General features: G+C 69.2%; 13 protein-coding genes. 5 read left to right on the top strand and 8 right to left on the bottom strand.

Going from position 1 to position 24743, the window contains the following annotated elements:
* The first annotated feature begins 12 nt into the window (after positions 1 to 12).
* The 3 genes from fadD32 (at position 13) to HOV91_RS13190 (ending at position 8917) form a co-directional block, all read left to right on the top strand.
* Positions 13 to 1926: a long-chain-fatty-acid--AMP ligase FadD32 gene (fadD32, locus tag HOV91_RS13200; RefSeq protein WP_174185659.1), complete on the top strand. Its 1914-nt coding sequence runs from the start codon at positions 13 to 15 to the stop codon at positions 1924 to 1926.
* A gap of 110 nt (positions 1927 to 2036) precedes the next feature.
* Positions 2037 to 7376: a polyketide synthase Pks13 gene (gene pks13, locus HOV91_RS13195; protein WP_174185658.1), complete on the top strand. Its 5340-nt coding sequence runs from the start codon at positions 2037 to 2039 to the stop codon at positions 7374 to 7376.
* A complete protein-coding gene (locus HOV91_RS13190) occupies positions 7373 to 8917 on the top strand; it encodes an acyl-CoA carboxylase subunit beta (protein ID WP_174185657.1) in 1545 nt (514 codons plus the stop codon). The genes pks13 and HOV91_RS13190 overlap by 4 nt, the downstream gene beginning before the upstream one ends.
* 69 nt (positions 8918 to 8986) lie before the next feature.
* On the opposite strand, the gene HOV91_RS13185 is transcribed toward HOV91_RS13190, so the two are convergent.
* A complete protein-coding gene (locus HOV91_RS13185; RefSeq protein ID WP_174185656.1) occupies positions 8987 to 9484 on the bottom strand; it encodes a peptidylprolyl isomerase in 498 nt (165 codons plus the stop codon).
* Positions 9485 to 9681: 197 nt separating this feature from the next.
* Here HOV91_RS13185 and HOV91_RS13180 point away from each other — a divergent pair, with 197 nt between their 5' ends.
* Positions 9682 to 13038, top strand: a complete 3357-nt coding sequence (locus tag HOV91_RS13180) for an arabinosyltransferase domain-containing protein (RefSeq protein ID WP_174185655.1) — start codon at positions 9682 to 9684, stop codon at positions 13036 to 13038.
* A gap of 307 nt (positions 13039 to 13345) precedes the next feature.
* Here the strand turns inward: HOV91_RS13180 and HOV91_RS13175 are convergent, their stop codons facing one another.
* The 7 genes from HOV91_RS13175 to dprE1 form a co-directional block, all read right to left on the bottom strand.
* The gene (locus tag HOV91_RS13175; protein WP_169334478.1) at positions 13346 to 13504 is read right to left on the bottom strand and encodes a hypothetical protein; all 159 of its coding nucleotides are present in this window, start codon (positions 13502 to 13504) and stop codon (positions 13346 to 13348) included.
* 88 nt (positions 13505 to 13592) lie between these two features.
* Positions 13593 to 13991: a winged helix-turn-helix transcriptional regulator gene (locus tag HOV91_RS13170; protein WP_174185654.1), complete on the bottom strand. Its 399-nt coding sequence runs from the start codon at positions 13989 to 13991 to the stop codon at positions 13593 to 13595.
* A 216-nt stretch (positions 13992 to 14207) separates the two neighbouring features.
* On the bottom strand, positions 14208 to 17555 hold the full coding sequence (locus HOV91_RS13165; protein WP_174185653.1) for an arabinosyltransferase domain-containing protein: 3348 nt from the start codon (positions 17553 to 17555) through the stop codon (positions 14208 to 14210).
* Between the two features lie 47 nt (positions 17556 to 17602).
* Positions 17603 to 19378, bottom strand: coding sequence for a glycosyltransferase family protein (locus HOV91_RS13160; RefSeq protein ID WP_174185677.1), 1776 nt, complete (start codon positions 19376 to 19378; stop codon positions 17603 to 17605).
* Between the two features lie 216 nt (positions 19379 to 19594).
* Positions 19595 to 21496, bottom strand: a complete 1902-nt coding sequence (locus tag HOV91_RS13155; protein ID WP_246350047.1) for a galactan 5-O-arabinofuranosyltransferase — start codon at positions 21494 to 21496, stop codon at positions 19595 to 19597.
* Positions 21497 to 21768: 272 nt separating this feature from the next.
* Entirely contained in the window at positions 21769 to 22530 is a 762-nt protein-coding gene (dprE2, locus tag HOV91_RS13150) for a decaprenylphospho-beta-D-erythro-pentofuranosid-2-ulose 2-reductase (RefSeq protein ID WP_174185651.1), read from the bottom strand.
* Positions 22527 to 24014, bottom strand: coding sequence for a decaprenylphosphoryl-beta-D-ribose oxidase (dprE1, locus tag HOV91_RS13145; protein ID WP_246350038.1), 1488 nt, complete (start codon positions 24012 to 24014; stop codon positions 22527 to 22529). The genes dprE2 and dprE1 overlap by 4 nt, the downstream gene beginning before the upstream one ends.
* 118 nt (positions 24015 to 24132) lie before the next feature.
* Here dprE1 and HOV91_RS13140 point away from each other — a divergent pair, with 118 nt between their 5' ends.
* The gene (locus HOV91_RS13140; RefSeq protein ID WP_312884586.1) at positions 24133 to 24651 is read left to right on the top strand and encodes a GtrA family protein; all 519 of its coding nucleotides are present in this window, start codon (positions 24133 to 24135) and stop codon (positions 24649 to 24651) included.
* Positions 24652 to 24743 lie beyond the last annotated feature (92 nt).

The following is a 24743-nucleotide window of genomic DNA, read 5'->3' as shown; positions in this document are numbered from 1 at the left end:
GGAGAAGAAGGAATGGAAGAGACTTTCGACGACTACCTGGACGAAACCGGGAACATCCGCATTCCCGAGGATCACACCCTGGTTGATCACGTCGAGAAGCACACCCGGAACGACGCGAACACTCTGGCGTATCGCTACATCGACTACTCGCGCGAGCGCGACGGCGAGGCGCAGGAGCTGACGTGGCGTGAGTTCGGTATACGGCTGCGCGCGGTGGCCGCTCGACTGCAGCAGGTGACCAACCCGGGCGACCGGGTCGCGATCCTCGCACCGCAGGGCTTGGACTACGTGATCTCCTTCTTCGCCGCGATCTACGCGGGCACCATCTCGGTCCCGCTGTTCGACCCGGACGAGCCCGGCCACACCGATCGCCTGCACGCGGTGCTCGGCGACTGTGAGCCCTCGGCGATCCTGACCGCGAGCTCCTCCGCGGCCGGGGTCCGGCAGTTCTTCCGCTCGCTGCCCGCCGCTCAGCGCCCGCGCATCATCGCGGTGGACGCGATCCCGGACAGCGTCGGCGAGAGCTGGGTGCGTCCGGACATCGCGATCGACGACATCGCCTACCTGCAGTACACCTCGGGCTCCACCCGGGTGCCCGCCGGTGTGGAGATCACCCACCGCGCGGTGGGCACCAACCTGTTGCAGATGGTCGACGCGATCAACCTGGACTGGAACTCGCGCGGCGTCACCTGGCTGCCGCTGTTCCACGACATGGGCCTGCTGACGGTGATCCTGCCCGCGGTGGGCGGCAAGTACATCACCATCATGTCGCCGAGCGCGTTCGTGCGCCGCCCCTACCGCTGGATCAAGGAGCTGGCCGCGGTCTCCGACGGCGCCGGGACCTTCGCCGCCGCACCGAACTTCGCGTTCGAGCACGCCGCGGCGCGGGGTCTGCCGAAGAACGGCGAGTCGCTGGACCTGTCGAACGTCATCGGCCTGATCAACGGCAGCGAGCCGGTGACCACCTCGTCGATGAAGAAGTTCAACGAGGCGTTCGCGCCCTACGGCCTGCCCAAGACCGCCATCAAGCCGTGCTACGGCATGGCCGAGGCGACGCTGTTCGTCTCCGCCACCAAGGCCGAGGACGAGGCCAAGGTCACCTACGTCGACCGCAAGGAGCTCAACGCGGGCCGCATGGTGAAGGTCGACCAGTCCCACGAAGACGCGATCGCGCAGGTGTCCTGCGGTTATGTCGCGCTCTCGCAGTGGGCGACGATCGTGGATCCGGAGTCCGTCGAGTCCGGCGGCGGCCGCGAACTGCCCGACGGGCATGTCGGCGAGATCTGGCTGCACGGCAACAACATGGGCATCGGCTACTGGGGTCGTCCCGACGAGACCGCGGCGACGTTCCAGAACAAGGTCACCGAGCGCCTGCCGCAGGGCAGCCACGCCGAGGGCACCGAGCCGGACGCGAACTGGATGCGCACCGGCGACTACGGCGTGTACTTCGAAGGCGAGCTCTACATCACCGGCCGGGTCAAGGACCTGGTGATCGTGGACGGCCGCAACCACTACCCGCAGGACCTGGAGTTCTCCGCGCAGGAGGCCAGCACCGCGCTGCGCCCCGGCTTCGTCGCGGCGTTCTCGGTGCCCGCCAACCAGCTCCCGGCCGAGGTCTTCGAGCAGGGCAGCCATTCCGGCCTGCAGTTCGACGCCGACGACGCCTCCGAGCAGTTGGTCATCGTCGGCGAGCGCGGTCCGGGTGCGGGCAAGGCCGATCCGCTGCCCATCGCCGACGCGGTGCGCGCCGCGGTCTCGCAGCGCCACGGCGTGACCGTTCGAGACGTGCTGCTGGTGCCCGCGGGTTCGATCCCGCGCACCTCCAGCGGCAAGATCGCCCGACGTGCCTGCCGGGCGGCCTATCTGGAGGGAACGCTGCGGGGTGGTTACACCCAGCAGGCTTTCCCCGATGCACCGGAAGAGTAATTGCCAGGGGCGGCCTCGGACCGACCATCGACGCTCGGCGCCGACCTTCCCACGCGCCGGGCGTCAATTCACGGTACGCCCGGTACGCAGACAGGTAGCTTGAGGAATTGATGGCTGACAACGAGGGCACGCCCACCCAGACGACCGATACCGCGCCCGTGGAGACCGTCGCCGACGCGGCCGCCCCGGCCGAGTCCGCGAAGGGCGGCGCGCAGACCGACATGTCGGTGGCGGAGCTGCGTGAGTGGCTGCGGCGCTGGGTCGCCGAGGCGACCGGGCAACCGATCGAGCAGATCACCGTTGACCGGCCGATGGAGGAGTTCGGGCTCGCCTCGCGCGATGCCATCGCCCTCGGCGGCGACATCGAGGAACTGACCGGCGTGATGCTGAACGCGACGATCGTGTACCAGCATCCCACCATCGCCGCGCTGGCCGAGCGGATCATCAACGGCGAGCCGGACGTGCCGGAGGAATCCGAGGACGACGCCTTCTACACCGCGGGTTACCGCCCCGGTGAGGCGCACGACATCGCGATCGTGGGTCTGTCGACCCGACTGCCCGGCGCGGGCGACACCCCCGAGTCGACGTGGGATTTCCTCATAGGCCGCGGTGACGGCATCCGGGAGCGGCCCGAGGGACGCTGGTCGGAGTTCATGGCCGAGCCGCAGCTGGCGGAGGCGATCGAGAAGGCCAACACCAAGGGCGGCTACCTCGATCAGGAGGTCGTCAAAGGCTTCGACGCCGAGTTCTTCGCCATGTCGCCGGTCGAGGTCGAGCGGGTCGATCCGCAGCAGCGCCTGATGATGGAGCTGACCTGGGAGGCCCTGGAACACGCCCGGATTCCGGCCAGCGATCTCAAGGGCGAGCCGGTCGGTGTGTTCATCGGCTCATCGGGCAACGACTTCATGCTGCTCGCGGCGCTCGGACTGGGCGGCGAGCGCGATCCGAACGTGCCGGTATCGGCCGAGGCGTACGCGATCATGGGCAGCGTCACGTCCATCATCCCGAACCGGGTCTCCTACTTCTTCGACTTCCGCGGCCCGTCGGTGGCCGTGGACACCGCGTGCTCTTCGACGCTGGTCGCGGTGCACGAGGCGGTGCAGGCGCTGCGCAACGGCGACGCCGACCTGGCACTGGCCGGCGGGGTGAACATGCTGCTCGCGCCGATGGCCACGCTCGGTTTCGACGCCAACGGCGGCGTCGCCAAGGACGGGCACATCAAGGCGTTCTCCAAGGACGCCGACGGCATGGTCCGTTCCGAGGGCGGCGGTCTGGTGGTGCTGAAGCGCCTGGCCGACGCGGAGCGGGACGGCGACACGATCTACGCCGTGATCAAGGGTTCGGCGGTCAACAACGACGGCCGGTCCAACGGCCTGCTCGCGCCGAACCCGGACGCGCAAGCCGAAGTGCTGCGCCGCGCCTACCGCGACGCGGGCATCGCGCCGTCGTCGGTCGACTACGTCGAGGCACACGGCACCGGCACCCTGATCGGTGACCCGATCGAGGCGGACGCGCTCGGCCGGGTGGTCGGCCGTGGCCGCGAGGCCGACAAGCCCGCGCTGCTCGGCTCGGCCAAGACCAACTTCGGTCACCTGGAGTCCGGCGCCGGTGCGGCGAGCCTGGCGAAGGTGGTGATGTCGTTGCAGCACAACGTCATTCCGCCGAACATCGGCTTCGCCGGTCCGAACCCCTACATCCCGTGGGACCAGGCGCACCTGAAGATCGTCGAGGAGCCCACCGAGTTCCCGCGCTACAGCGGCAAGGCCACCATCGGAGTCTCCGGCTTCGGCTTCGGCGGCACCAACGCGCATCTCGTCGTGCAGGAGTACGTGCCTGCCGCCGCCGAGACCCATGCTCCGTTCTCCGAACTCGAGGCCCAGCTGGACCAGGACGCGCTGGCGGACGAGACCGCCGACGCGGACGCGGAGTCCGACGCCCTCGGCGCCGCGGCCGAGGCGGCCGCCGATGCGGCCGCGCCCGTTGCCGAGTGGACCGCCGAGCGCACCGAGCCGCTGCCGCAGATCCTGCCCGTGTCGGGCTACCTGCCGTCGCGTCGCCGCCGCGCCGCCGCCGATCTGGCCGACTGGCTGGAGTCCGAGGCGGGGGCACGGACCCCGCTCGTCGACGTGGCGCGGTCGCTGGCCAAGCGCAGCCACTGGCGTTCGCGCGGTGTGGTGCTCGCCAAGACGCACGAGGAGGCAATCGCCGGACTGCGCGCCATCGCGGCGGGCAAGCCGGGCCCGGGCGTCTTCACCGCCGACGCCCCCGCGGCCATGGGCCCGATGTGGGTGCTCGCCGGTTTCGGCGCGCAGCACCGCAAGATGGGCAAGCAGCTGTACTTGGAGAACTCGATCTTCGCCAAGGCCGTGGACGAGGTCGACGAGCTGGTGCAGGACGAGGCCGGATACTCGGTGCGCGAACTGTTCCTGGACGACAGCCAGGACTACAACGTCGGTACCTCGCAGGTCGGCATCTTCACCATCCAGATCGGCTTGGCCGCGCTGTTGCGCGCGCACGGCGCCGAACCCGAAGCGGTGGTGGGCCATTCCATGGGCGAGGTCGCGGGCGCGTACATCGCCGGTGGTCTCCCGCTCGAGGACGCGGTCCGCGTGATCTGCGCCCGTTCCCGCCTGATGGGCGAGGGCGAGCAGATGATCAGCGACGACGACGTGCGCAATATGGCGCTCATCGAGTACAGCGCCGAGGATGTCGCGAACCTGCTGCCGGACTACCCGGACGTCGAGGTCGCGGTGTACGCGGCGCCGACCAACACGGTGATCGGCGGCCCGCAGGAACAGGTCGCGGCGATCGTCGCGCGGGTGGAGGCCGAAGGCAAGTTCGCCCGGGTGCTGCAGACCCGCGGCGCGGGGCACACCTCGCAGATGGATCCGCTGCTGGGCGAGCTGGCCGCGGAACTGGCCGGCATCGAGCCGACGAAGCTGAAGGCCGGTCTGTACTCCACGGTGCACAAGGAGGAGTACTTCCGCGCGGGCAGCGACCCGATCCACGACGAGGACTACTGGGTCAAGAACATGCGCCACAGCGTGTACTTCACCAACGCGGTGAAGCTCGCGGTGGACGCGGGCCACACCACGTTCCTCGAGCTGGCGCCGAATTCCGTCGCGTTGATGCAGGTCCTCGGCACCACCTTCGCCGCTGGCGTGCACGACGCGCAGCTGATCCCCACGCTCAAGCGCAAGGAGGACGAGTCCGCGGGCGTGATCGCCGCGCTCGCCCAGCTCTACGTGCACGGGCACAAGGTGGATCTGTTCTCGCTGCTCGGGCCGGGCGACTACGCCGACGTCCCGCGCACCACATTCGTGCGCAAGGAGTACTGGCCGAAGGTCCAGCTGTCCGCGGGCGGCGGCAACGGCCGGATCCCCGGCGCGCACGTCGCGCTGCCGGACGGCAGGCACGTCTGGGAAGTGCAGGCGTCCTCGGTGACCGATCTCGCGGGATTGGTACGCACGGCGGCGGCGCAGGTGCTCAGCGACGTCTCGCTGGGCGCGTCCATCCCGCACGCGTCCATCCCGGCTGCCGGCACGCTCACCACCACGCTCACCCCGCATCCCGGCGGCGCGTCGGTGCAGGTCCACGCCAAGGAGGGCAGCGCATTCCGCTTGGTGTTCGACGCCGTGGTGAACTCCGGCGCTCCGCTGCCGGAACCCGTCGCCGCCGAACCGGTCCCGGCGATCGCCGCGCAGACGCAGAGCGACGCCGACATCGAGGTCGTGGAGACCTTCGGTGACCGCTGGGATCCGAACGGAACGCAGACCGTCGAGGAGCGGCTCGCGCTGATCGTCGCGGAATCCATGGGTTACGCCGTCGAGGATCTCCCGATGGAGATCCCGCTGATGGAACTCGGCTTGGACTCGTTGATGGCCATGCGCATCAAGAACCGGGTCGAGTACGAGTTCGACATCCCGCAGCTGCAGGTGCAGGCCGTGCGCGACGCGAGCCTGCACGAGGTCGGCAAGGTGCTGCGCTACGCGATCGAGCACCGCGACGAGGTGCAGGCGATGGCCGATCAGCAGGCCGCCGACAAGGCGGCGGGCGGTACGGGTGAACTGGCCGTCGACGCCGATTTCATCGCCACGGCCCGCGCGGCCCTTGCCAACGGCGGAGACCCGGCGGCCGCGGTGGCGGGCGCCACGCCCGCGTCGCCGGATGCCGGTACGGTCGGTGAGGTCGGTGCCGCATCGGAAACGCCTGTGGCAGAGGCTGATTCGGCCCCCGCGACAGCGGCGAGCCCCGAAAAGGATGCCGAAGGTGCGACGGCTCCCGCCGCGCAACCGGTTGCCCAGGCGGCGGCTCCGGCCACTCCGGCCGCGGTGTTCGGCGGCGCGCAGCAGCCCGCCGACGAGGACGACGTCCCGCCGCGTGACGCCGCCGAGCGCCTGACCTTCGCCACCTGGGCGGTGGTCACCGGTAAGTCGGCCGGAGGCATCTTCAACACGCTGCCGATTCTCGACGAGGACACCGCGGAGAAGCTGGCCGCGCGCCTGACCGAACGGGTCAAGGCCGAAGTCACCATCGATGACGTGCTCGACTGCGAGACCATCGAGCAGCTCGCCGACATCGTCCGCGAACTGCAGGACAGCGGCGCGGACGTGGACGGTTTCGTCCGTCCGCTGCGGCCGCGCGCGGAGGGCTCGAATGCCGTGCCGGTGTTCGTGTTCCATCCCTCGGGCGGAAACACGCTGGTGTACGAACCGCTGTTGAAGCGGCTGCCCGCCGAGACGCCGATGTACGGCTTCGAGCGGGTGGACGGTTCGATCGAGGAACGGGCCCGCCAGTACCTGCCCGAGCTGCGCAAGATCCAGGGCGACGGTCCGTTCGTGCTGTACGGCTGGTCGCTGGGTGCGGTGCTGGCCATGCAGACCGCGCAATTGCTTCGTGCCGAGGGTGCGGACGTGCGCGTGGTCGGCCTGATCGACCTGGCCATCCCGACCCAGGGCGAGGACAACAGTCCCGAGGAGCGGGTACGCCGGATCGAGCGCTACCAAGCCTTCGCCAAGAAGACCTATGGCGTCGAGGGCGAGCTGGACCGCGACCAGCTGGAGACGTTGGCGGCAGCCTCCGACGAAGAGCAGTTCAAGATGATCAGCGACCTGATCAAGATCAGTGGCGCGAAGATCCCCGGTGGCGTCCTGGAGCACCAGCGCACCTCCTGGATCGATAGCCGCCACCTCGCTCGGACCCAACCCTCGCACTACGACGGCGACGTCGTGCTCTACCTCGCCGATCGCTATCACGACGGGATGATCGAGCTCGAGCCACGCTTCGCCGATCGAGTGCCGAACGGCGGCTGGGACGAGTACATCCCGAATTTGGAGGTCGTCCATATCGCCGGCGACCACCTGCAGATCATCGACGAACCGCGGATCGGGAAGATCGGAGCCGACCTGACCGCGAAACTCGCCGCGATCGAGGCGAAAGGGGCCAAGTGAGCACTACTGCCGAAAAACTCGCCGACCTGCGCAAGCGACTGGAATTAGCGCAGGAGCCGGCGGGTGAAGCGGGGGTGACCAAGCGGGCGAAGAAAGGCATCCCCAGCGCCCGCGACCGGATCAACATGCTGCTCGATCCGGGCACCTTCGTGGAAATCGGTGCGCTGGTGCGCAAACCGGGTGATCCCGCCGCGCTCTACGGCGACGGTGTCGTCACCGGGCACGGCCTGGTCGAAGGCAGGCCCGTCGCGGTGTTCTCGCACGACCAGACCGTCTACGGCGGTTCGGTCGGCGAGATGTTCGGCCGCAAGGTGGCCGGGATCCTGGAGTACGCGGCCAAGGTCGGCTGCCCGGTGGTCGGCATCAACGACTCCGGCGGCGCGCGCGTGCAGGAGGCGGTGACCTCGCTGGCCTGGTACGCCGAGCTGGGGCGGCGGCAGGAGCCGCTATCGGGCCTGGTTCCGCAGATCTCGATGATCCTCGGCAAGTGCGCGGGCGGCGCGGTCTACGCCCCGATCAACACCGACGTGGTGGTGGCGACCGAAGAGGCGTACATGTTCGTCACCGGGCCGAAGGTGATCCGTGAGGTCACCGGCGAGGACGTGAGCCTCGAGGAACTCGGCGGCGCGCGCAGCCAGGCGGAGTACGGCAACATCCACCACGTGGCCAAGGACGAGACGGCCGCGTTCGACTGGGTGCGCGACTACCTGAGCTACCTGCCGACCAGCTGCCAGGAACTGGCGCCGATCGTGAACCCCGGGCTGGAGCCGGAGACCACCGACAGCGACCTGGAACTGAACTCGATCGTCCCGGACTCCGACAACGCCGGGTACGACATGCACGAGATCCTGTTGCGCATCTTCGACGACGGCGCCTTCCACGAGGTGGGCGCGTCGGCGGGGCGCAACGTCATCACCGGATTCGCCCGGGTCGACGGGCGCAGCGTCGGTGTGGTCGCCAACCAGCCGATGGTGTACGCGGGTGCGCTGGATGCCCGCGCCTCGGACAAGGCCGCGCATTTCGTGCGCCTGTGCGACGCGTTCGAACTCCCGCTGGTGTTCGTCGTCGACACGCCCGGGTTCCTGCCCGGTGTGGAGCAGGAGAAGATCGGCGTCATCAAGCGTGGCGGCCGCTTCCTGTTCTCCTATGTCGAGGCGACGGTGCCGAAGGTCACCGTGGTGATCCGGAAGTCCTACGGCGGCGGTTACGCCGTGATGGGCTCCAAGCAGCTGGGCGCGGACGTGAACCTGGCCTGGCCCACCGCGCGGATCGCGGTCATGGGCGCGGAGAGCGCGGTCAGCCTGATCGGGGCCAAGCAGATCGATGCCGCGCCGGAGGACCAGCGCGCCGCGATCCGCCAGCAGATGATCGATTTCTACAACGCCACGGTGGCGACGCCGTGGGTGGCCGCCGAGCGCGGATACATCGACGCGGTCATCGAGCCGTCGAATACCCGGCTCGAACTTCGTCGCGCGCTACAGCTGTTGCGGGACAAGTCGCTTGCCCGCAACCCGCGCAAGCACCACCTGCTGCCGCTGTAGCCGGGAACGGAACGCGATCGGGCCGCACCCTTTGGGCGCGGCCCGATTCGCGTCGCCGGTACCGAAAGCTCAGCTGACGGTGGCCGATTCGATGACGACGTCGTTGACCGGCACGTCCTGGTGCCCGCCCTTCGAGGACGTGGCGACGGCCGCGATCTTGTCGACCACGTCGGTGCCCTCGGTCACCGCGCCGAACACGGCGTAGCCCCATCCCGCCGCGCTGGGCGCGGAATGGTTGAGGAAATCGTTGTCGGAAACGTTGATGAAGAACTGCGCGGTGGCCGAGTGCGGGTCGTTGGTGCGGGCCATCGCCACGGTGTACTTGTTGTTCTTCAGGCCGTTGTTCGCTTCGTTCTGGATCGGGGCGTTGGTGCCCTTCTGGCGCAGGCCGGGCTCGAACCCGCCGCCCTGGATCATGAAGCCGGGAATGACGCGGTGGAAGATCGTGCCGTTGTAGTGGCCCGCGTTCACGTAGTCCACGAAATTGCGCACCGTGTTCGGGGCTTTCTCATCGTCCAGTTCGAGGACGATCGGTCCATAGTTCGTCAAGAGATTCACCTTGGTCATACGCCCACCTTTCCATTGTGGCCATCGCCGGTCAGCACTACGGGGTCGATTGGCCGCCCCAGCGGCTGTCCGGACGCGATTTTTCCGGGTCGTCGGCACAACATTCTGGCAGTCGGCTCCGAACATACTGAGGACCCGGAATTTCTCCCGGCGGCGCGACGCCCGCGCGAACACACGGGCAGATAGCATTGCGAACCGTGCCCGACGCCGCTACCGCTGTTCTGACGAAGCCACCCGCCGCCCCGCCGGTGACCCCGAACGATTTCCGGACCGCCCGCCTCATCGCGCTGGTCGCCGGGGTGCTCGGCGCGCTGTTCGCGCTGGCGACGCCGTTCCTGCCCGTCACACAGACCACCGCGGTGCTGAACTGGCCGCAGGGCGGGACGCTCGGCAACGTGCAAGCGCCGCTGATGTCGCAGGTCCCGATCGATCTGACGGCGACGATCCCGTGCGAGACGATCGCCCAGCTGCCCGAGCGGGGCGGCATGCTGCTGGCTACCGCGCCGCCGCAGGGCGACCGGGCGGCGCTCGAGGCCATGTTCGTGCGGGTGTCGGAGACCTCGGTGGACGTCATCGACCGCAACGCGGTGGTGGTGTCGGCCGACCGCAGCCGCATGGGCGAATGCACGTCGCTGAGCATCAGCTCGGACAGCGAACGCACCTACGGCGTGTTCAACGGACTCACCAAGCAGGTCCAGCGGCCGGTCGAGGGCGCGGCGCCCGGGGCGACCGAGCTGGTCACCGTGCCGGTGGAGGGGCAGCTGAGCGGCGATCTGCGGCCCCAGGTGGTCGGGGTGTTCTCCGATCTCAAGGGCGCGGCGCCCGCCGGGCTCTCGTTCGACATGACCGTGGACACCCGCTTCTCCTCCAGCCCCACCGCGATCAAGTTGATCGCGATGATCGCGGCGGTGCTGTGCACGCTGATCGCGCTGGCGGCGCTGGCCCGGCTCGACAGCAGTGACGGGCGCGGGCACCGCCGGTTCCTCCCGGCGAACTGGCTGAAGCCGACCTGGGCGGACGGCGCGGTGATCGGCACGCTGCTGCTGTGGCACTTCGCGGGCGCGAACACCTCCGACGACGGGTACATCCTCAGCATGGTGCGGGTCGCTCCGCACGCGGGCTACATGGCCAACTACTTCCGCTGGTACGGCGTGCCGGAGGCGCCGTTCGGCTGGTACTACTACGTGATCCAGGTCTTCTCGGAGATCTCCACGGCCAGCCCCTGGGTGCGGTTGCCCGCGCTGGCCTGCGCGATCCTGTGCTGGCTGGTGATCAGCCGCGAGGTCGTGCCCCGCCTCGGCCGGGGCGTGCGCACCAGCAAGGTGGCGCTGTGGACCGGCGGTCTGGTGTTCCTGGCGTTCTGGCTGCCGTTCGACAACGGCCTGCGTTCGGAGCCGATCGTCGCGCTCGGCGCCCTGCTGACCTGGGTGTCGATCGAGCGGGCCATCGCGACCGGTCGCCTGCTGCCCGCCGCGGTGGCCATCCTGGTGGCGGCCTTCACGCTGGCGGCCGCGCCGACGGGTCTGATGTGTGTGGCGGCGCTGCTGGCCGGTATCCGTCCGATGGTGCGCATCGTGGTGCGCAAGCACCGGCAGTTCGCGGCGCTGGGCGCCGGGCGCTGGGGCTCCACGCTGCCGCTGCTCGCGCCGATCGCCGCGGCCGGCGTTCTCGTGCTGACGGTGGTCTACAGCGACCAGACCTTCGCGGGCATCCAGGAGGCCAACCGGGTGCGTCAGGTGACCGGGCCGAACCTGGCCTGGTACGAGGACTACCTGCGCTACTACTACCTGTTCGTGGAGACGGTCGACGGCTCGCTGTCGCGCCGTTTCGCCTTCCTGGTGATGCTGCTGTGCCTGTTCACCACCATGCTGGTGCTGCTGCGCCGCAGGCAGGTCCCCGGCATCGCCAGCGGGCCGACCTGGCGGCTGATGGGCGTGGTCTTCGGGACGATCTTCTTCATGATGTTCAACCCGACCAAGTGGACCCACCACTTCGGCGCGTACGCGGGCATCGCGGGCTCGCTGGCGGCGGTGACCGCGGTCGCGGTCTCGGCCAGCGCGTTGCGGGCCCGCAAGAACCGGGCGATCTTCCTGGCCGGTTTGCTGTTCGTGCTCGCGGTCGCGTTCTCCGGCATCAACGGCTACTGGTACGTGTCCAGTTTCGGCGTGCCGTGGTTCGACAAGCGGATCTCGTTGCAGGGCTACCAGTCGAACACGATCATGCTCATGCTGTTCGGCCTCGCCCTGGCCCTGGTGGGCTGGTACGCGCTGCGCGAGGACTACACCAAGCCGCAGCCGTCGGCGAAGACCGCGCGCGGCAGGCGGATCCGCCGGTTCGCCGCGATCCCGCTGACCGTTGTCGCCGCGCTGATGGTCGCGCTCGAGGTGCTCTCGCTGGTCAAGGGCGCGGTCTCGCAGTACCCGGCGTACTCGCTGGCCCGGTCCAACATCGACGCGCTCGGCGGCAACACCTGCGGCTTGGCCAACGACGTGCTGGTGGAGCCGGACCCGAACGGCGGCAGGCTGGAGCCGATCATCGATCCCGCGCAGCCACCGAGTGATCCGCTCGCGGGCGTCGATTCGGTCGGCTTCGACCCGAACGGCGTGCCCGACGATCTGTCCGCCGACAGCGTCGAGGTCAAGCCGGGCACCGGCAACACCTCCACCCAGTCGGTCGGCGCGGCGTTCGCGGAGGGCCAGAGCGCCGGCACCGGCGGCGGACAGGGCGCGCTGGGCGTCAACGGTTCCACCGTCGCCTTGCCGTTCGGCCTCGACCCGGCGACCACGCCCATTCTCGGCAGCTACCAGAACGGCGTGCAGCAACCGGCGAACGTCACCTCGAGCTGGTACCAGCTGCCCGCCCGTTCGGCGGACAAGCCGCTGGTGGTGATCTCGGCCGCCGGACGCATCCTCTCCTTCGACGACACCGGCGCGATGAAGTACGGCCAGTCGCTCACCGTGGACTACGGCAAGCACCTGCCCGACGGCAGCGTGCAGAAGCTCGGCACCTATCTGCCGCGCGACATCGGCCCGTTCCCCTCCTGGCGCAATCTGCGGGTGCCGCTGGACGAGATCGCTCCCGAGGCCGACGCGGTGCGCATCGTCGCCAACGACCCGATCCTGATCGGGGACCAGTGGCTGGCCTTCACGCCGCCGCGCATGCCGAAGTTGCAGACCCTCAACGGTTTGCTGGGCTCCCAGCAGCCGATTCTGCTGGACTGGGCGGTGGGCCTGCAGTTCCCGTGCCAGCGGCCGTTCGACCACGAGAACGGCGTGGCCGAGGTGCCCGGTTACCGCATCCTGCCGGACCGTCCGCTCGCGATCAGCTCGACCAACACCTGGCAGGCCGAGGAATTCGGCGGTCCGCTCGGCTTCGCGCAGATGCTGGCGAAGTCGGTCACCGTGCCCACCTATCTGAAGGACGACTGGGCACGCGACTGGGGTTCGCTGGAGCGCTACGACCAGTACGACCGCAATGCCGTCCCGGCGAAGCTGGAGACCGGCACGACCACCCGTTCCGGCTTCTGGTCGCCGGGCAACCTGCGGGTGTTCTGATCGGGCAGACCACCTGACGGGGCTGCCGCGCAGGGCACTGTTCCTGCGCGGCGGCTCTATCGCTATCTCCGTGACGCAGCCGCGTGGGCCGTGCCTGCCGGTAGTCTCAGGGCATGACGAGCGGCGCACCCAGCGACGTACTGCTGGATTCCCGCCTGCACACTCGTCGGCTGACCGTGGACGTGCCGATACCGGTCGACGTCGCTTTCGCCGAGCTGGCTACCGGGTAGGTACCCGAACACAGGGCCGCCGCGCAGAAGGATCTGCGCGGCGGCCCTGCCGTGTTCGCCGGTGTTCTGCCGGGCGCTCAGACCTTCAGTCGAAGACCGAGCTCGCGCCGGAGCACCTCTTGCGAAGGGAGGCGGCCGAGTACGCGCAGCACCGCAGGCCGCAGCTCCCGCTGTTCCTCTTCGCTGAGCAGTCCGACAAGATCGCGCAGATCCATATCATCGAATGCCGTTGTCATGGCAATCAGATTAGAGCCAGCAACCGGATTCGTCCTGCGATGTTTAACCACAGGTGGGAGCATATTTTCAGACCGGACAACCGGTTTACTATTCGGCGCCGTCGTAGCGCGCCCGTGCGGCGATCACATCGTCCATGCGCGTCTCCGCCCACGCTTTCACGGCGCTCATGACCGGTTGCAGACTGTGCCCGAGCGAGGTCAGTTCGTAGTCGACGCGGACGGGGACTTCGGCGGTGATCCGCCGCTCTACCAAGCCGTCGCGTTCCAGGCCGCGCAGCGTCTGGGTGAGCATCTTGGGGCTCACACCCGCGATGACCCGATTCAGCTCGGCGTAGCGCAGCGGGCCGTCGGCGAGCGCGGCGAGCACGAGGCTCACCCATTTGTCGCTGATCCGGTCCAGCAGCTGCCGGGTCGGGCACTCGGCGATGTACGCGTCGTACCGCTGTTTGGCCAAGTCGCGACGCTGTGCCGCAGTTTGCGTCGCCATCGGAGCACCTGCCTATCTCTAACGCACTTCCAGGTAACTACTACCCGGAAGATAGTACATACTCCTAGGTTGGGCGATACCCTTCCCCTCGCCTCCGTCGAAGCCGCCCACGAGCGCCGGGCCGCAGGCGGCCTCCGTGGCCGCCATGTCCTCGTCCCTTAGCCCGCGAGCGGCACATCGCTGGGGAAAGACTTCTCCACTACCGCCGCGCCCGGGTCAACGGATTCGGATCGGGTCGTCGGTGGCCAGGCCGCCGGTGGTTCGGACGGTGACATCGATGGCGGCGGGGGCGGCGTTCGGGGCGTAAGGGGTGAACTTCTCGAGGGAACCCCAGTCGCGGGACCAGTCGTGCTGGAGGTAGCTGGGGACGGTCTGGGATTTCAGCAGCAGGCCGGTCCAGCCGAGCGGGCCGCCGCCGATGTCGTCCTGCCAGGCGTTGGAGGCGTCGGAGCCGACCCGGTCGGGCAGGATGCGCCACCGCGGGATTTCCGCGACGCCGTCCTTGTGGTCGAACGGACGCTGGCAGGGGAACGCCAGGCCGACGTGCCAGTCGAGCAACACCGGATCCTGCGCTCCGACCGCGGCGTTCAGGGTCGTCAACTTGGGCAGCCGGGGCGGCGTCACGGCCAGCCACTGCTTGGGCGTGATGTCGTTGTCGATCGCGACCAGCCGCACCGCGTTCACGTCCGCGGGCAGTCGATCCAGCGGCACCCGCAGGTTGCGCCAGGACGGCGCAGGGCCGATGTCCAGCGGATCGATCGAGCCGAGCGTGCGGACCTCGCCGTCCGCGCCACGGACGCCGTACTCCAGGTGCAGTTCCTGTCCGTAGGTGAGCACGCCGTCGGCGTCGATCGAGCGGATCCGGCCCGCCGCGGTGATCGCGAGCACCTGGTAGGCGGGGTCGTGGCGCATGCTGTCGGTCAGATCGAGCCGGTACCACTGGGTGGTCAGCTTCGCCTGCTGCTGTTCGCCCTCCTGGTAGCTGCCGAGCACGGGAGTCTTCGCCGGGTCCAAGCCGAACGGCAGCGCGACCGTGCTGCCGTTCGTGCCCGCCTGCTCGGTGGTCCCGCCTCCGGTGCCCGCGCCGGTGGTCTTGGTGGTCTTGTTCTCGGAGTCCTTGTCCACCGAGTTGGCGCCGCCGGTGACCGTCTCCTCGGCGTCGGCGGTGAGGTCGCGCGCCACCCCGTTCGAGTCGAAGCCCTTGTTCTGCGCGGCCAATCCGTCCGCGGGCGATCCGGTGAAGGGTTGCAGCAGCGAATCGGCGGTGTCGGTCTCCACCAGCACCTCGTTCGCCAGCGCGCACGAATCCCCGCGCACCGACTCCATGTTCGACTTGGTGATCGAGTAGGCGGGGTACTGCGTGGCCGCGGCCTTGGCCAGCGACGCCACCTCGAAGATCACCAGCAGCGCGGCGGCCACGGTCAGCGGCGCCGAGGCCCAGCGATCGAACCGTCGTGGCGCCCCGCCGCTCTCGCGCCGGTACGGTTCGCGGTAGTGCTGCCAGATGGCGACCAGCAACGCGACGCCGCTGAGTCCGAGGAACAGCGTGGACAGCCCCTTGCCCGCGAGCAGCGGCGCTTTGTCCCACCACGGGACACCGTAGCTGGACACATACCACCAGCCGTTGGAGCCGGTGAAGGTCACGGCGAGCAGGAACAGCACCGCGGCGGCGAACAGCGCTCGGTTGCGCGGCGAGCGAATGCCGGTGGTGCCCACCGCGACCGCCGCCAGCGCGGCCAGCGAACCGGCCAGACCGGCATACACGCCGAAGTGGTGGGTCCACTTGGTGGGAGTGAACATCATCAGGAACAGCGACGCGAACACGATGCCGAGAATGCGCACCGAGGGGCCGCGCGAGGTGCCGGGAATCCGCCCCTTGCGCAGCACTTGCAGCACGCAGACCAGCAGGCACAGCAGCATCACCAGCACGCCGAACCGCCGCGCAAGCGAACCGTCGGGCGAGAGCATGAGCAGCGAATCCCAGCGGGTGCGCTCGTCGAACCACGCGACGTTCGGGCCGACGATCGTGCGAACCCGGGTGGCTTCCAGCACCGTCGCCAGCGTCTGGTCGGCGAAGATCACCACGAGCACCAGCGTGCCCGCGGCGAGGCCCGGCGCGAGCAGCGCGGCGAAGCGGAACACCGTGGCGGCCCGGGTCGGCTTGCGCTCGTGCGCGGGGGCGTTCACCGCCGCCGCGGCTTCGGCGGAACCCGCGGCGGCCGCGTCCGCGTCCGGACCGGTACGGACGGGGACGAGCCCGCGCGCGCGTTTGACGATGATCAGCAGCACCGGTCGCGACCCGGCGATCAGCGCCGCGATGCAGATCAGGCCGGTGGGGCCCGCCGCGAGCGAGAACGCCGCGATCAGGACGGCCACCGCGGCGGGCAGCAGCCGTCCGGTCGCGATGGCCCGTTCCATCGAGCACCAAGTGAGCAGCGCGCCCGCCGCGATCAGCGGCTCGGGGCGCAGACCGTTGTCGTACGGGAGCCAGAACGCGAGGAACACCAGTCCCGCCGTCCACAGCGCCACCTTGTTGCGCCGCACTCGTGCGCCCAGGCGCGGCAGCACTTCCCTGCTGATCACCAGCCAGCACAGGACACCGGCCAGCAGGGTGGGCAGCCGCATCCACAGGCTGGCGTCGGAGACCCGTGCCATCCAGGCCAGCACCTCGTAGGACCAGCCGAACGGCGCCTCGGGCACCGCGAACCAGCGGTAGTAGTTCGCCATGTAGCCCGCGTGCTCGGAGGCGCGCGCCATGTTCAGGATGTAGCCGTCGTCGGAGGTGTTCGCCCCGATGACGTGCCACAGCGCCAGAATGCCCAGCACCACGCCGTCCGCCGGGGTCACCCGCCACCAGTGCGCGGGCAGGAAGCGCCGCGCTTTGCGCCCGTCGGTGGTGTCCAGCAGATGCAGTGCGACCAGTGCGATCAGCGTGAACACGGCGGCGGCGATCATGGCGGCCAGCTTCAGCGGCGCAGGCGTCGAGGAGAAACGCGAGTCGATGTCCGCGTGCAGCTGTGCCCCGGCGAGCCGGCCCGCGTCCAGATCGGTGAACACCCCCACCAGTTGCGGCCGGATGTCGCGGCCAACCGTGGACCGGAACGGCGTGCCGTCCTGCCTGGTCACCCCCGTGAGTTCAGCGGTCGTCGCGGCCGCGTCCGACTCGATGCCGATCGTCGCGCAGGACCCGATCTCGGCCAGCGGCGCCGACAGCAGCGGAATGTCCCGCAGCACCACCGAGAGGACTCCGTCGGCCACCGAGACCACCAGCCCCTTGGTGGCCGCCTGCCCGGAGGACACCGGAGCGGTGGACAGCAGCGTGCCCGCCGCGCCGAGCTCTCCCGCCAGCGAGCAGGGCAGCGTCGCGCGCAACCGCAGCGGCTCGTAGGAGACCAGCGGCGCCGCGACGCTCGCCGGGCCGGGCTGGGGCCAGTCCAGGCTCGCCCGGTCCTGCCGCACCGGCAGCAGGGGGGTCAGCAATGCCAGCAGGAATCCGAGAAGCCCGGAGAGGAGGGCGATCAAGCGGATACGGGTGAACGCTCGAGTAGATCGGTCCGGTCGCACGGTGGTTGATGCTAGCTACCGCCCGGTGTGATGCCGACTGCCCCCGACTACCGCAGCGTATGAACGTCCCACAGCCAGACGTCCTCGACCCTGGTGGGGGCGAAGCCGAGTAGTTGCGTGACGGTTTCACGGAGCGTCTCGCCGTTCTTCGTCGGGGGTAGCACCAGCACGTCGGCCTGCCAGAACCGCAGGTCTGTCAGCGCGCGGGTGCGCACGTCGGCGTCGATCGGCGGCACCACCCCGGTGTCCTGCGCCTGCACCAGCAGAGCGGTGGTCGGGCGGGCCTCGGGTCCGTAGATCCCTTTCTTGGAGGTACCGGTCGGGCCGACGAAGTAACCACCGGCCAGCGGAAAGGCGAAACCGGCGTCGGCCTGCCAGCGCAGCGCCCGCGCGTCGGGCGGCCGGGGCGGCGGGACCATGACCACCGAGCCGTCGCCGACGTAGCGGCGGACGGCGCCGTCGGCGAAGAAATCCGGTGTCGGCGCGCGCTCGACAACGGGGAGGATGGTCGGGGTCAGCGGCAGCAGCGCGCAGACGAGCGCGGCGAACCACGCGAGCGGCTTCCAGTCCACCGCCGACTGTGTCCAGGTCGTCACCGCGCGCTCGGTGGCCAGCGTGAGCACCACCGCGATGGCCGGGATCGCGGCCATGCTGAGCCTGCTCTCCAGCACGGTGTTCAGCAGCGGCACCTGTTCGGCCCAGCGCCACGGCAGTTCGACGCCGGTCGGCCGCTTGCCGATCGTGGCGACCGCACCCAGCGACAGCACGCCGAAGACCGCGATCACCACGGCGGCGGCCCGGACCACGCGATCGCGCCACAGCAGTCCCACCGTGAACACCACCAGCAGCAGCAGGGGCCAGCCGAAGTACGCGTTCTGTTCGGTCGGGTTGATGGCCACGTTCTCGCCCGGCGCGACTATCCCGCCCAGCGATTCGGAGGGGAACTGCACCAGTGCTCGCAGATCGTTACCCATCGGCCCGTGGTCGATCGAGCGGTAACTCTGCGGTCCGAAGAACTGCCACCACAGCGGAACCTCGGTGAGCGCCAGTGTGATCACCGCGCCCAGCAGCACGGTCGGGGCGAGAGCGCGCGTCACGCGCACTGCGGTGCGCGGAACAGGCAGGTAGTAGACCAGCGCGAACACTCCGAACGCGAGGGCGAAGATCAACAGCGGCTCCTCGCCGAGCGCGATCTGCATCGCGACCAGCAGGCCGAGCACGACGGCGTCGCGCACCCGCCCGCGCGGCCGGTCCGGTTCCGCCGCGGCGGCTCGTCGCGCCATCCGGATCAGTCGGCCCGCGATGATCGGAAGCAACAGCAACACGACGAAATTCGGGTGCGCGTTGGCGTGCGAGATCATTCCGGGCGCGAAACCGCAGAACAGGCCGCCGATCACCGCCGCGACCCTGGAGCGGACGAGCGCGAAGGCGAAGAGGCGGTACCAGGCGAAGGCGGTCCCGGCCAGGCCGAGGGTGAGCACGAGCACGAACGTGACGGTGGGACCGAACAGCAGGGTGACCGGGGTCAGCGGCACGCCGACCCCGAACATGGCCGTATTGGCCATCATGTTCACTCCGGCCGGGAAGTTCTGCAGATCGGTGCCCAGCGGATTCTGCAAGGTGGCCACCGAGTGGGCGGTGACCGCGAAGAACCACTCCCACATCGTCTGGTCCTGACCGCTCTTGATCAGGTACCCGCTGCCGGTGTTTCGCCACTGACCTGAAAGCACCGTCGCGGCCAGCGCCAGGTAACCCATGCCGACGAGCAGATCGGCGCCGCCAACCCGTGGGATCCGCCGCGTGCGCTGGGGGCTGCTGAGCACTCCGGCCGCTGTCGTCCGCTCCGTCGCGACCGCGACCGCCGTCGATTCCGCCTGTTCGCCGGTATCGACGTCCTGTGCCCATGTCACCTGCGCATCACTCCTCGCCAGCGCTGAATCAGCCGCCTTCCGTAACCAACCACGCTGTGCGCGGACCGACAAACGAAAGGGTTATCCATTCGGCGCGAGTTCAATCACCCGTGCTTCGGGCGAGCTCGCTCAGCGATGCACGGTGACGAGGGTGAACGGCCCGATGTCGGTGGTGGTGAAACGCGGATCGGCGAACAGTTCCTTGGGGAAGCTCACCGTGTAGCGCTCGACGTTCGGGTCGTTCGGGTAGACGTCCTTGGACAGCCGCAGCGTGTAGGCGTCGCCGCTGCGCCGGAACAGGAACGCGTCCGGCGCGCGCCACGGACTCGTGGCCAGCGCGTCGAGCAGCTCCTGCGGCGTCTTCAGCTTGCTCCAGCGCTCGATGGTCGCCGCCCGGCCCGCGAAATCGGCGAGCGGGTTGGCGTAGTGCGAGGTGAGGGCCTGGTAGCCGAAGTAGGGGTAAAAGGAAAGGAAACTGGTGTCGGCGGTGAGCACCACCGTGTCCGAGCGCGGGCGTGCGGTCTGCGCGGTGAGCGCCGCGTCCACCTTGCCGTAGTGCGATACCGCCGAGACGCCCCGTTTGTCGGCCCGGAATCCATCGCCGTCGGTATCGGTGTAAGCGGTGGTGATCTCCGACGCCAGCACGTGCGGGATGTTCTGGGTGAACGCCAACGCGCCGACCGTCGCGACCACGATCGCGACGAGCCGGAACCGCGCGGGCTCGTTCAACGCCTGGTAGATCGCCCGAGCACCCTCCACGAACCCGAACGCGCCCGCTACCGCCAGCAGCACAAGCAGCACCGGCTCCAAGCGGAAGGACAGCAGCGTGGTGCCCGCGGCGGTGGCCGCCATGGACAGCAGCGTCCACAGGTAGATCGCCGCCACGCCGATGCCCAGCGCCTGCGCCCGGCGCGACGACGCGGCGCGCAACACCAGCCAGATCGTGCCGAGCAGGCACAGCGCGCCGAGCAGCGAGAAATGGAACATCGGCAGCGGCAGTTCCGCTCCCGATTCCGGCAGGTAGTGCAGGGCGGTTCCGGAACTCGCCGTGGTGTTGCGCAGCGCCTTCGCCAGATACGGCCCCCACACGAGGAGTGCGACCAGTCCGGAGATGACGCCGATCACCACCAGTCGCGTCAGCGGTGGCACCGCCGCGCGCCAGGCGGGACGCCCGGTGTCCACGGCGGAGCCGGTGCGGCGGGGACGGTTCGCCGTGCGCTGCTCGCGTACCGCCAGCACCGCCGACAGCAGGCCCATCAAAGCGACCGCGAAGGCGGCCACCAGGAAGTAGAGGGTGTAGAACGTGGCCGCCCAGCCGAGGAACAGCCCGGTGCCGACGACCGCGCCCCAGCCACCGGCCGTGCGACGCTCGGCCGGTGCGGTCGAGCGCACGTCCTCCAGGGGCCGGTACAGCGCGCCCCAGGCGAGCACGAGCGCGGGCGGGAGCAGCAGCACGATGACGGCGCTGTAGGCCTCCGGCGCGGCGTAGGCCACCGTGACCGCCGTGCTCGCCGCCGTGACGCCCACGGCCCAGTCCGCGCGGATCAGCTTCGACCACAGCACCAGCGCGACGACCGCGGCCACCGCGAGGAAACCGATCGCGTACGGCTTGAAGACCTCCCAGCCGTCCATGCCGAGCAGGTTCGCCACCCGGCCGCCGATCCAGAACCAGCCCGCGGGATAGAACGACGGCAGATCCGCGTAGGTCATGTCCCGCAGCGCGGCGGAATCGGTGAGCCGGGTGAGGAACTCGGTGCGGAACTCCTGATCCACCGAGACCCCGAACAGGTACAGCTTCGTCGCCGCCAGCGGCATACCCAGGGTGAACGTGACGAACGTCGAAAGGCCCACCCAGGACAGCAGTTTCGCCGCCCACGGCCACTTGCGCAGCCGCAGCAGCGCGATGGCGACCGCGAGCAGCACCGCCGCGCCGACCTGCCCGACCGTGGTCAGGGCCCGGGTCACGTTCGAGGAGTTGAAGGCGGGCCACTGCACCATCGAGAACGCGACCAGCCCGGCGGCGGCCACCATCGCGGCGACGACCGCGGCGAGCACGGCCTCACCGACTCCGGCGGCGACCTGGCGCACCACCAGCGCCGTCCGCCCCGGCGGCGGGGCCGGATCGGCGGGACGCGGCGGCGCTTCGCCCGCCGCGGTCGCCGTGCTCAACGGACCGCTCCGCGCACGTCGCACGGGATTACTCGCATGGCGCCTCCGGGTTCACAGGGTCCACTCCGTCAGACGATAGGTGCCCGCGCGATCACCGATCGCGCGGGCACAAAGTCGAGCTCGTTCGCCGAGGGTCAGATCGGCAGTCTGCGGAAGATCGAGCGCGGGATGTGCCGCAGGACCATCATCACGTAGCGGAAGGCTCCCGGCGCCCAGACCAGGTCCTTCCCCTTTTGCGACGCCGAGACCGCCAGCACCGCGATGTCTTCCTTGTCGACGGTGAGCGGGGCCTCTTTGACGTGCGCGGAGAACCTGGTCCGCACCATCCCGGGCCGGATCACCAGCACGCGGGGACCGTGCGGGCGCAGCGCTTCGCCGAGGCCGAGGTAGAAGCCGTCCAGACCGGCCTTGGTCGACCCGTAGACGAAGTTCGAGCGCCGCACCCGTTCACCGGCGACGGAGGACAGGGCGATGATCCGCCCGAAGCCCTGCGCCTTCATCTTCTCGCCGACCAGCACGCCGACCGAAACCGCCGCGGTGTAGTTGACCTGGGCGACCCGCACGGCCTTGCCCTGGTTCTGCCACAGTTCCTCGGGATCGCCGTCGAGCGCGAAGGCGACGATGGCGACGTCCACGTCGCCGGCGTCCCACGCGGCGTCGATCACTTTGGCGTGGCCATCGGTGTCGAGCGCGTCGAAATCGATGACGTCGACCTGGCTCGCGCCCGCGGCCTTCATCTGCGCGACCGCGTCCTCACGCAGCGGATCAGCGGGCAGCGCCGCGAGGGTGATGCGCGCGGGGCCCTTCTTCAGGTACTCCGCGCAGATCGCCAAGCCGATCTCCGAGGTGCCACCCAGCAGCAGAATCGACTGCGGGTTGCCAACGGCATTGATCACTGCAGCTCCAGCCTTCTCGCCATATCGGACATGAATACGCCTGTGGGGTCGACGCTCCTGCGGACCTTGATCCACTCATCGATCCGGGGATACATCCGGTGGAACGTCTCGGCGGTGGTCCGCGAATCCTTCGCGGTGTACAGCCGCCCGCCGAACTCGAGCACCCGCCGGTCCAGCTCGCCGACCAGTTCGTTGAGGCCCGGTTTGATCGGGAAGTCGACGCAGATGTTCCAGCCCGGCATCGGGAAGCTCAGCGGTGCCTGGTTGCCCGGCCCGAACAGCTTGAACACGTTCAGCGCCGAGTAGTGCCCGGACGCCTGGATGTCGACGATGATCCGCTTGAACTCCTCGACCGCCTCGGTCGGCACCACGAACTGGTACTGCAGGAAGCCGTTGGAGCCGTAGCCGCGGTTCCACTCCGCGATCATGTCCAGCGGGTGATAGAACTGCGTCAGATTCTGCACCTTGCCGGTGTAGTTGCCGCCCATCCGGTAGTACGCCTCGCCGATGGACATCAGCGTCAGCTTGTTCATCGTCCAGTTCGGGAAGATGTCCGGGACGGTCATCAGCTGGGGCGCGTCGAACTTCAGCGGCTTGCTGCGCAGCCGCTTGGGCAGCTCGTCGAGCTTCGCCAGCCTGCCCCGGGTGATCGTGGCGCGGCCCAGCTTGGGCAGCGGGCTGATCACGTCGAACCAGGCGCTCGAGTAGGTGTAGTTCGACTCGCTGCCGTCGCTGTGCGCGGCGATGGTCTCGTCGAGGGTCGTGGTCTTCACGCCGTCGTTGAGGAAGTAGGCGGTCTCCGTTGGCACCATCTCGATGGTCGCGCGCAGGATGATGCCGGTGAGCCCGTTGCCGCCGACGGTCGCCCAGAACAGCTTGGCGTTGCGCTTCGGCGTGATGTGCTGCACCTGCCCGTCGGCGGTGAGCAGATCGATCGAGCGCACGTGGTTGCCGAAGCTGCCCTCGCTGTGGTGGTTCTTGCCGTGGATGTCGGAGGCGATCGCGCCGCCGATGGTCACCTGGCGGGTGCCCGGCAGCACCGGCACCCAGAGGCCGAACGGCAGCGCGGCCTTCATGAGCTGGTCCAGGCTGACCCCGCCGTCCACGTCCACGATGCGGGTGTCGCGGTCGATGCGGTGGATGTTGTTCAGCGCGGTCATGTCGACGACCAGGCCGCCCGCGTTCTGCGCGTGGTCGCCGTAGGAGCGGCCGAGGCCGCGGGCGATCACGCCGCGCCGCAGGTGGGCTGGCTTGCCGTCGTTGTCCTCGGCGACCATGGCGACTGCCTTGGCGATCAGTTCGGGATCGCTGGTCGAGAGCACTTCGGAAGAGGTGGGTGCGGTGCGACCCCACCCGGTCAACGTGCGGGTGCGCGTCGGAAGGCTGAACGCGTTCCCCGCGGCCGGGCCGTCGTTCGTGACGCTGGCGCCCTTGTCGTTCCCGGTTGTCTTGGTGGCGGTCGGAGCTTTCGTGGACATCGGCATAGAGGCTACAGGTATGACGCCAGATGGGGACGGGGTCGCTCTACCCATGGGTAGTCACGTACCCGGCGGTTCAGAACCGAATCCCGGTGATTCCCCGGTCGGCGCTACGCTCGTCGGCGTGCAAGCCGAACCCCACCTGCCGCTCCCGGCGGAGTTGCCCCTGGTCGACGAGCCCGCCGGCGCGAGCGACGGGCCCGAAGGAGGCAGCGTGCGCGAACACGCAGGGTCCCGAGCCGAACACGGCACCGAGGTCGACCTCAAGACGCAGATCATCCGGTTCACCCTCACCGGCGGGTTCTCGGCCGTCGTCGACTACGGGCTCTACAGCCTGCTGCTGAACCTGGTCGGCCTCCCGGTCAACCTGGCCAAGTCGATCGGCTTCGTGGCGGGCACCACAACGGCTTACCTGATCAATCGCCGCTGGACCTTCCAGGCCCCGCCCAGCCGCGCCCGCTTCCTCGCGGTGGTCGCCCTCTACGCGGTGACCTTCGCGGTGCAGGTCGGCATCAACGCACTCCTCTACTTCACCCTGCCCGAGCAGTGGTGGCGGCAGCCGCTGGCCTTCGTCGTCGCCCAGGGCACCGCGACCGTCATCAACTTCGTCGTCCAGCGCTTGGTGATCTTCAAGATCCGCTGAGCGGCGCGGTTGCGGCCGACTCGCGCTCCGCGATCTCCGCGACCTGGCAATCGGCTGGCTCACCGCAGCGGTTTCGTCGTCGCGGCGGCAAC

Origin of the sequence: Nocardia barduliensis (genome assembly GCF_013315795.1) — a bacterium.
GTDB lineage: Bacteria > Actinomycetota > Actinomycetes > Mycobacteriales > Mycobacteriaceae > Nocardia > Nocardia barduliensis.
This window is presented reverse-complemented; position numbering and strand designations above follow the sequence as displayed.

Excerpts from the sequence above, each read along its gene's own strand:
- HOV91_RS13155 (WP_246350047.1), bottom strand. The coding sequence starts at position 21,496 with ATGGTGGCCGCCGCCGGGCTGGTCGCGTTCTCGATGGTGCAGTGGCCC.
- HOV91_RS13170 (WP_174185654.1), bottom strand. The coding sequence starts at position 13,991 with ATGGCGACGCAAACTGCGGCACAGCGTCGCGACTTGGCCAAACAGCGG.
- HOV91_RS13185 (WP_174185656.1), bottom strand. The coding sequence starts at position 9,484 with ATGACCAAGGTGAATCTCTTGACGAACTATGGACCGATCGTCCTCGAA.
- pks13 (WP_174185658.1), top strand. The coding sequence starts at position 2,037 with ATGGCTGACAACGAGGGCACGCCCACCCAGACGACCGATACCGCGCCC.
- dprE1 (WP_246350038.1), bottom strand. The coding sequence starts at position 24,014 with ATGCCGATGTCCACGAAAGCTCCGACCGCCACCAAGACAACCGGGAAC.
- fadD32 (WP_174185659.1), top strand. The coding sequence starts at position 13 with ATGGAAGAGACTTTCGACGACTACCTGGACGAAACCGGGAACATCCGC.
- HOV91_RS13175 (WP_169334478.1), bottom strand. The coding sequence starts at position 13,504 with ATGACAACGGCATTCGATGATATGGATCTGCGCGATCTTGTCGGACTG.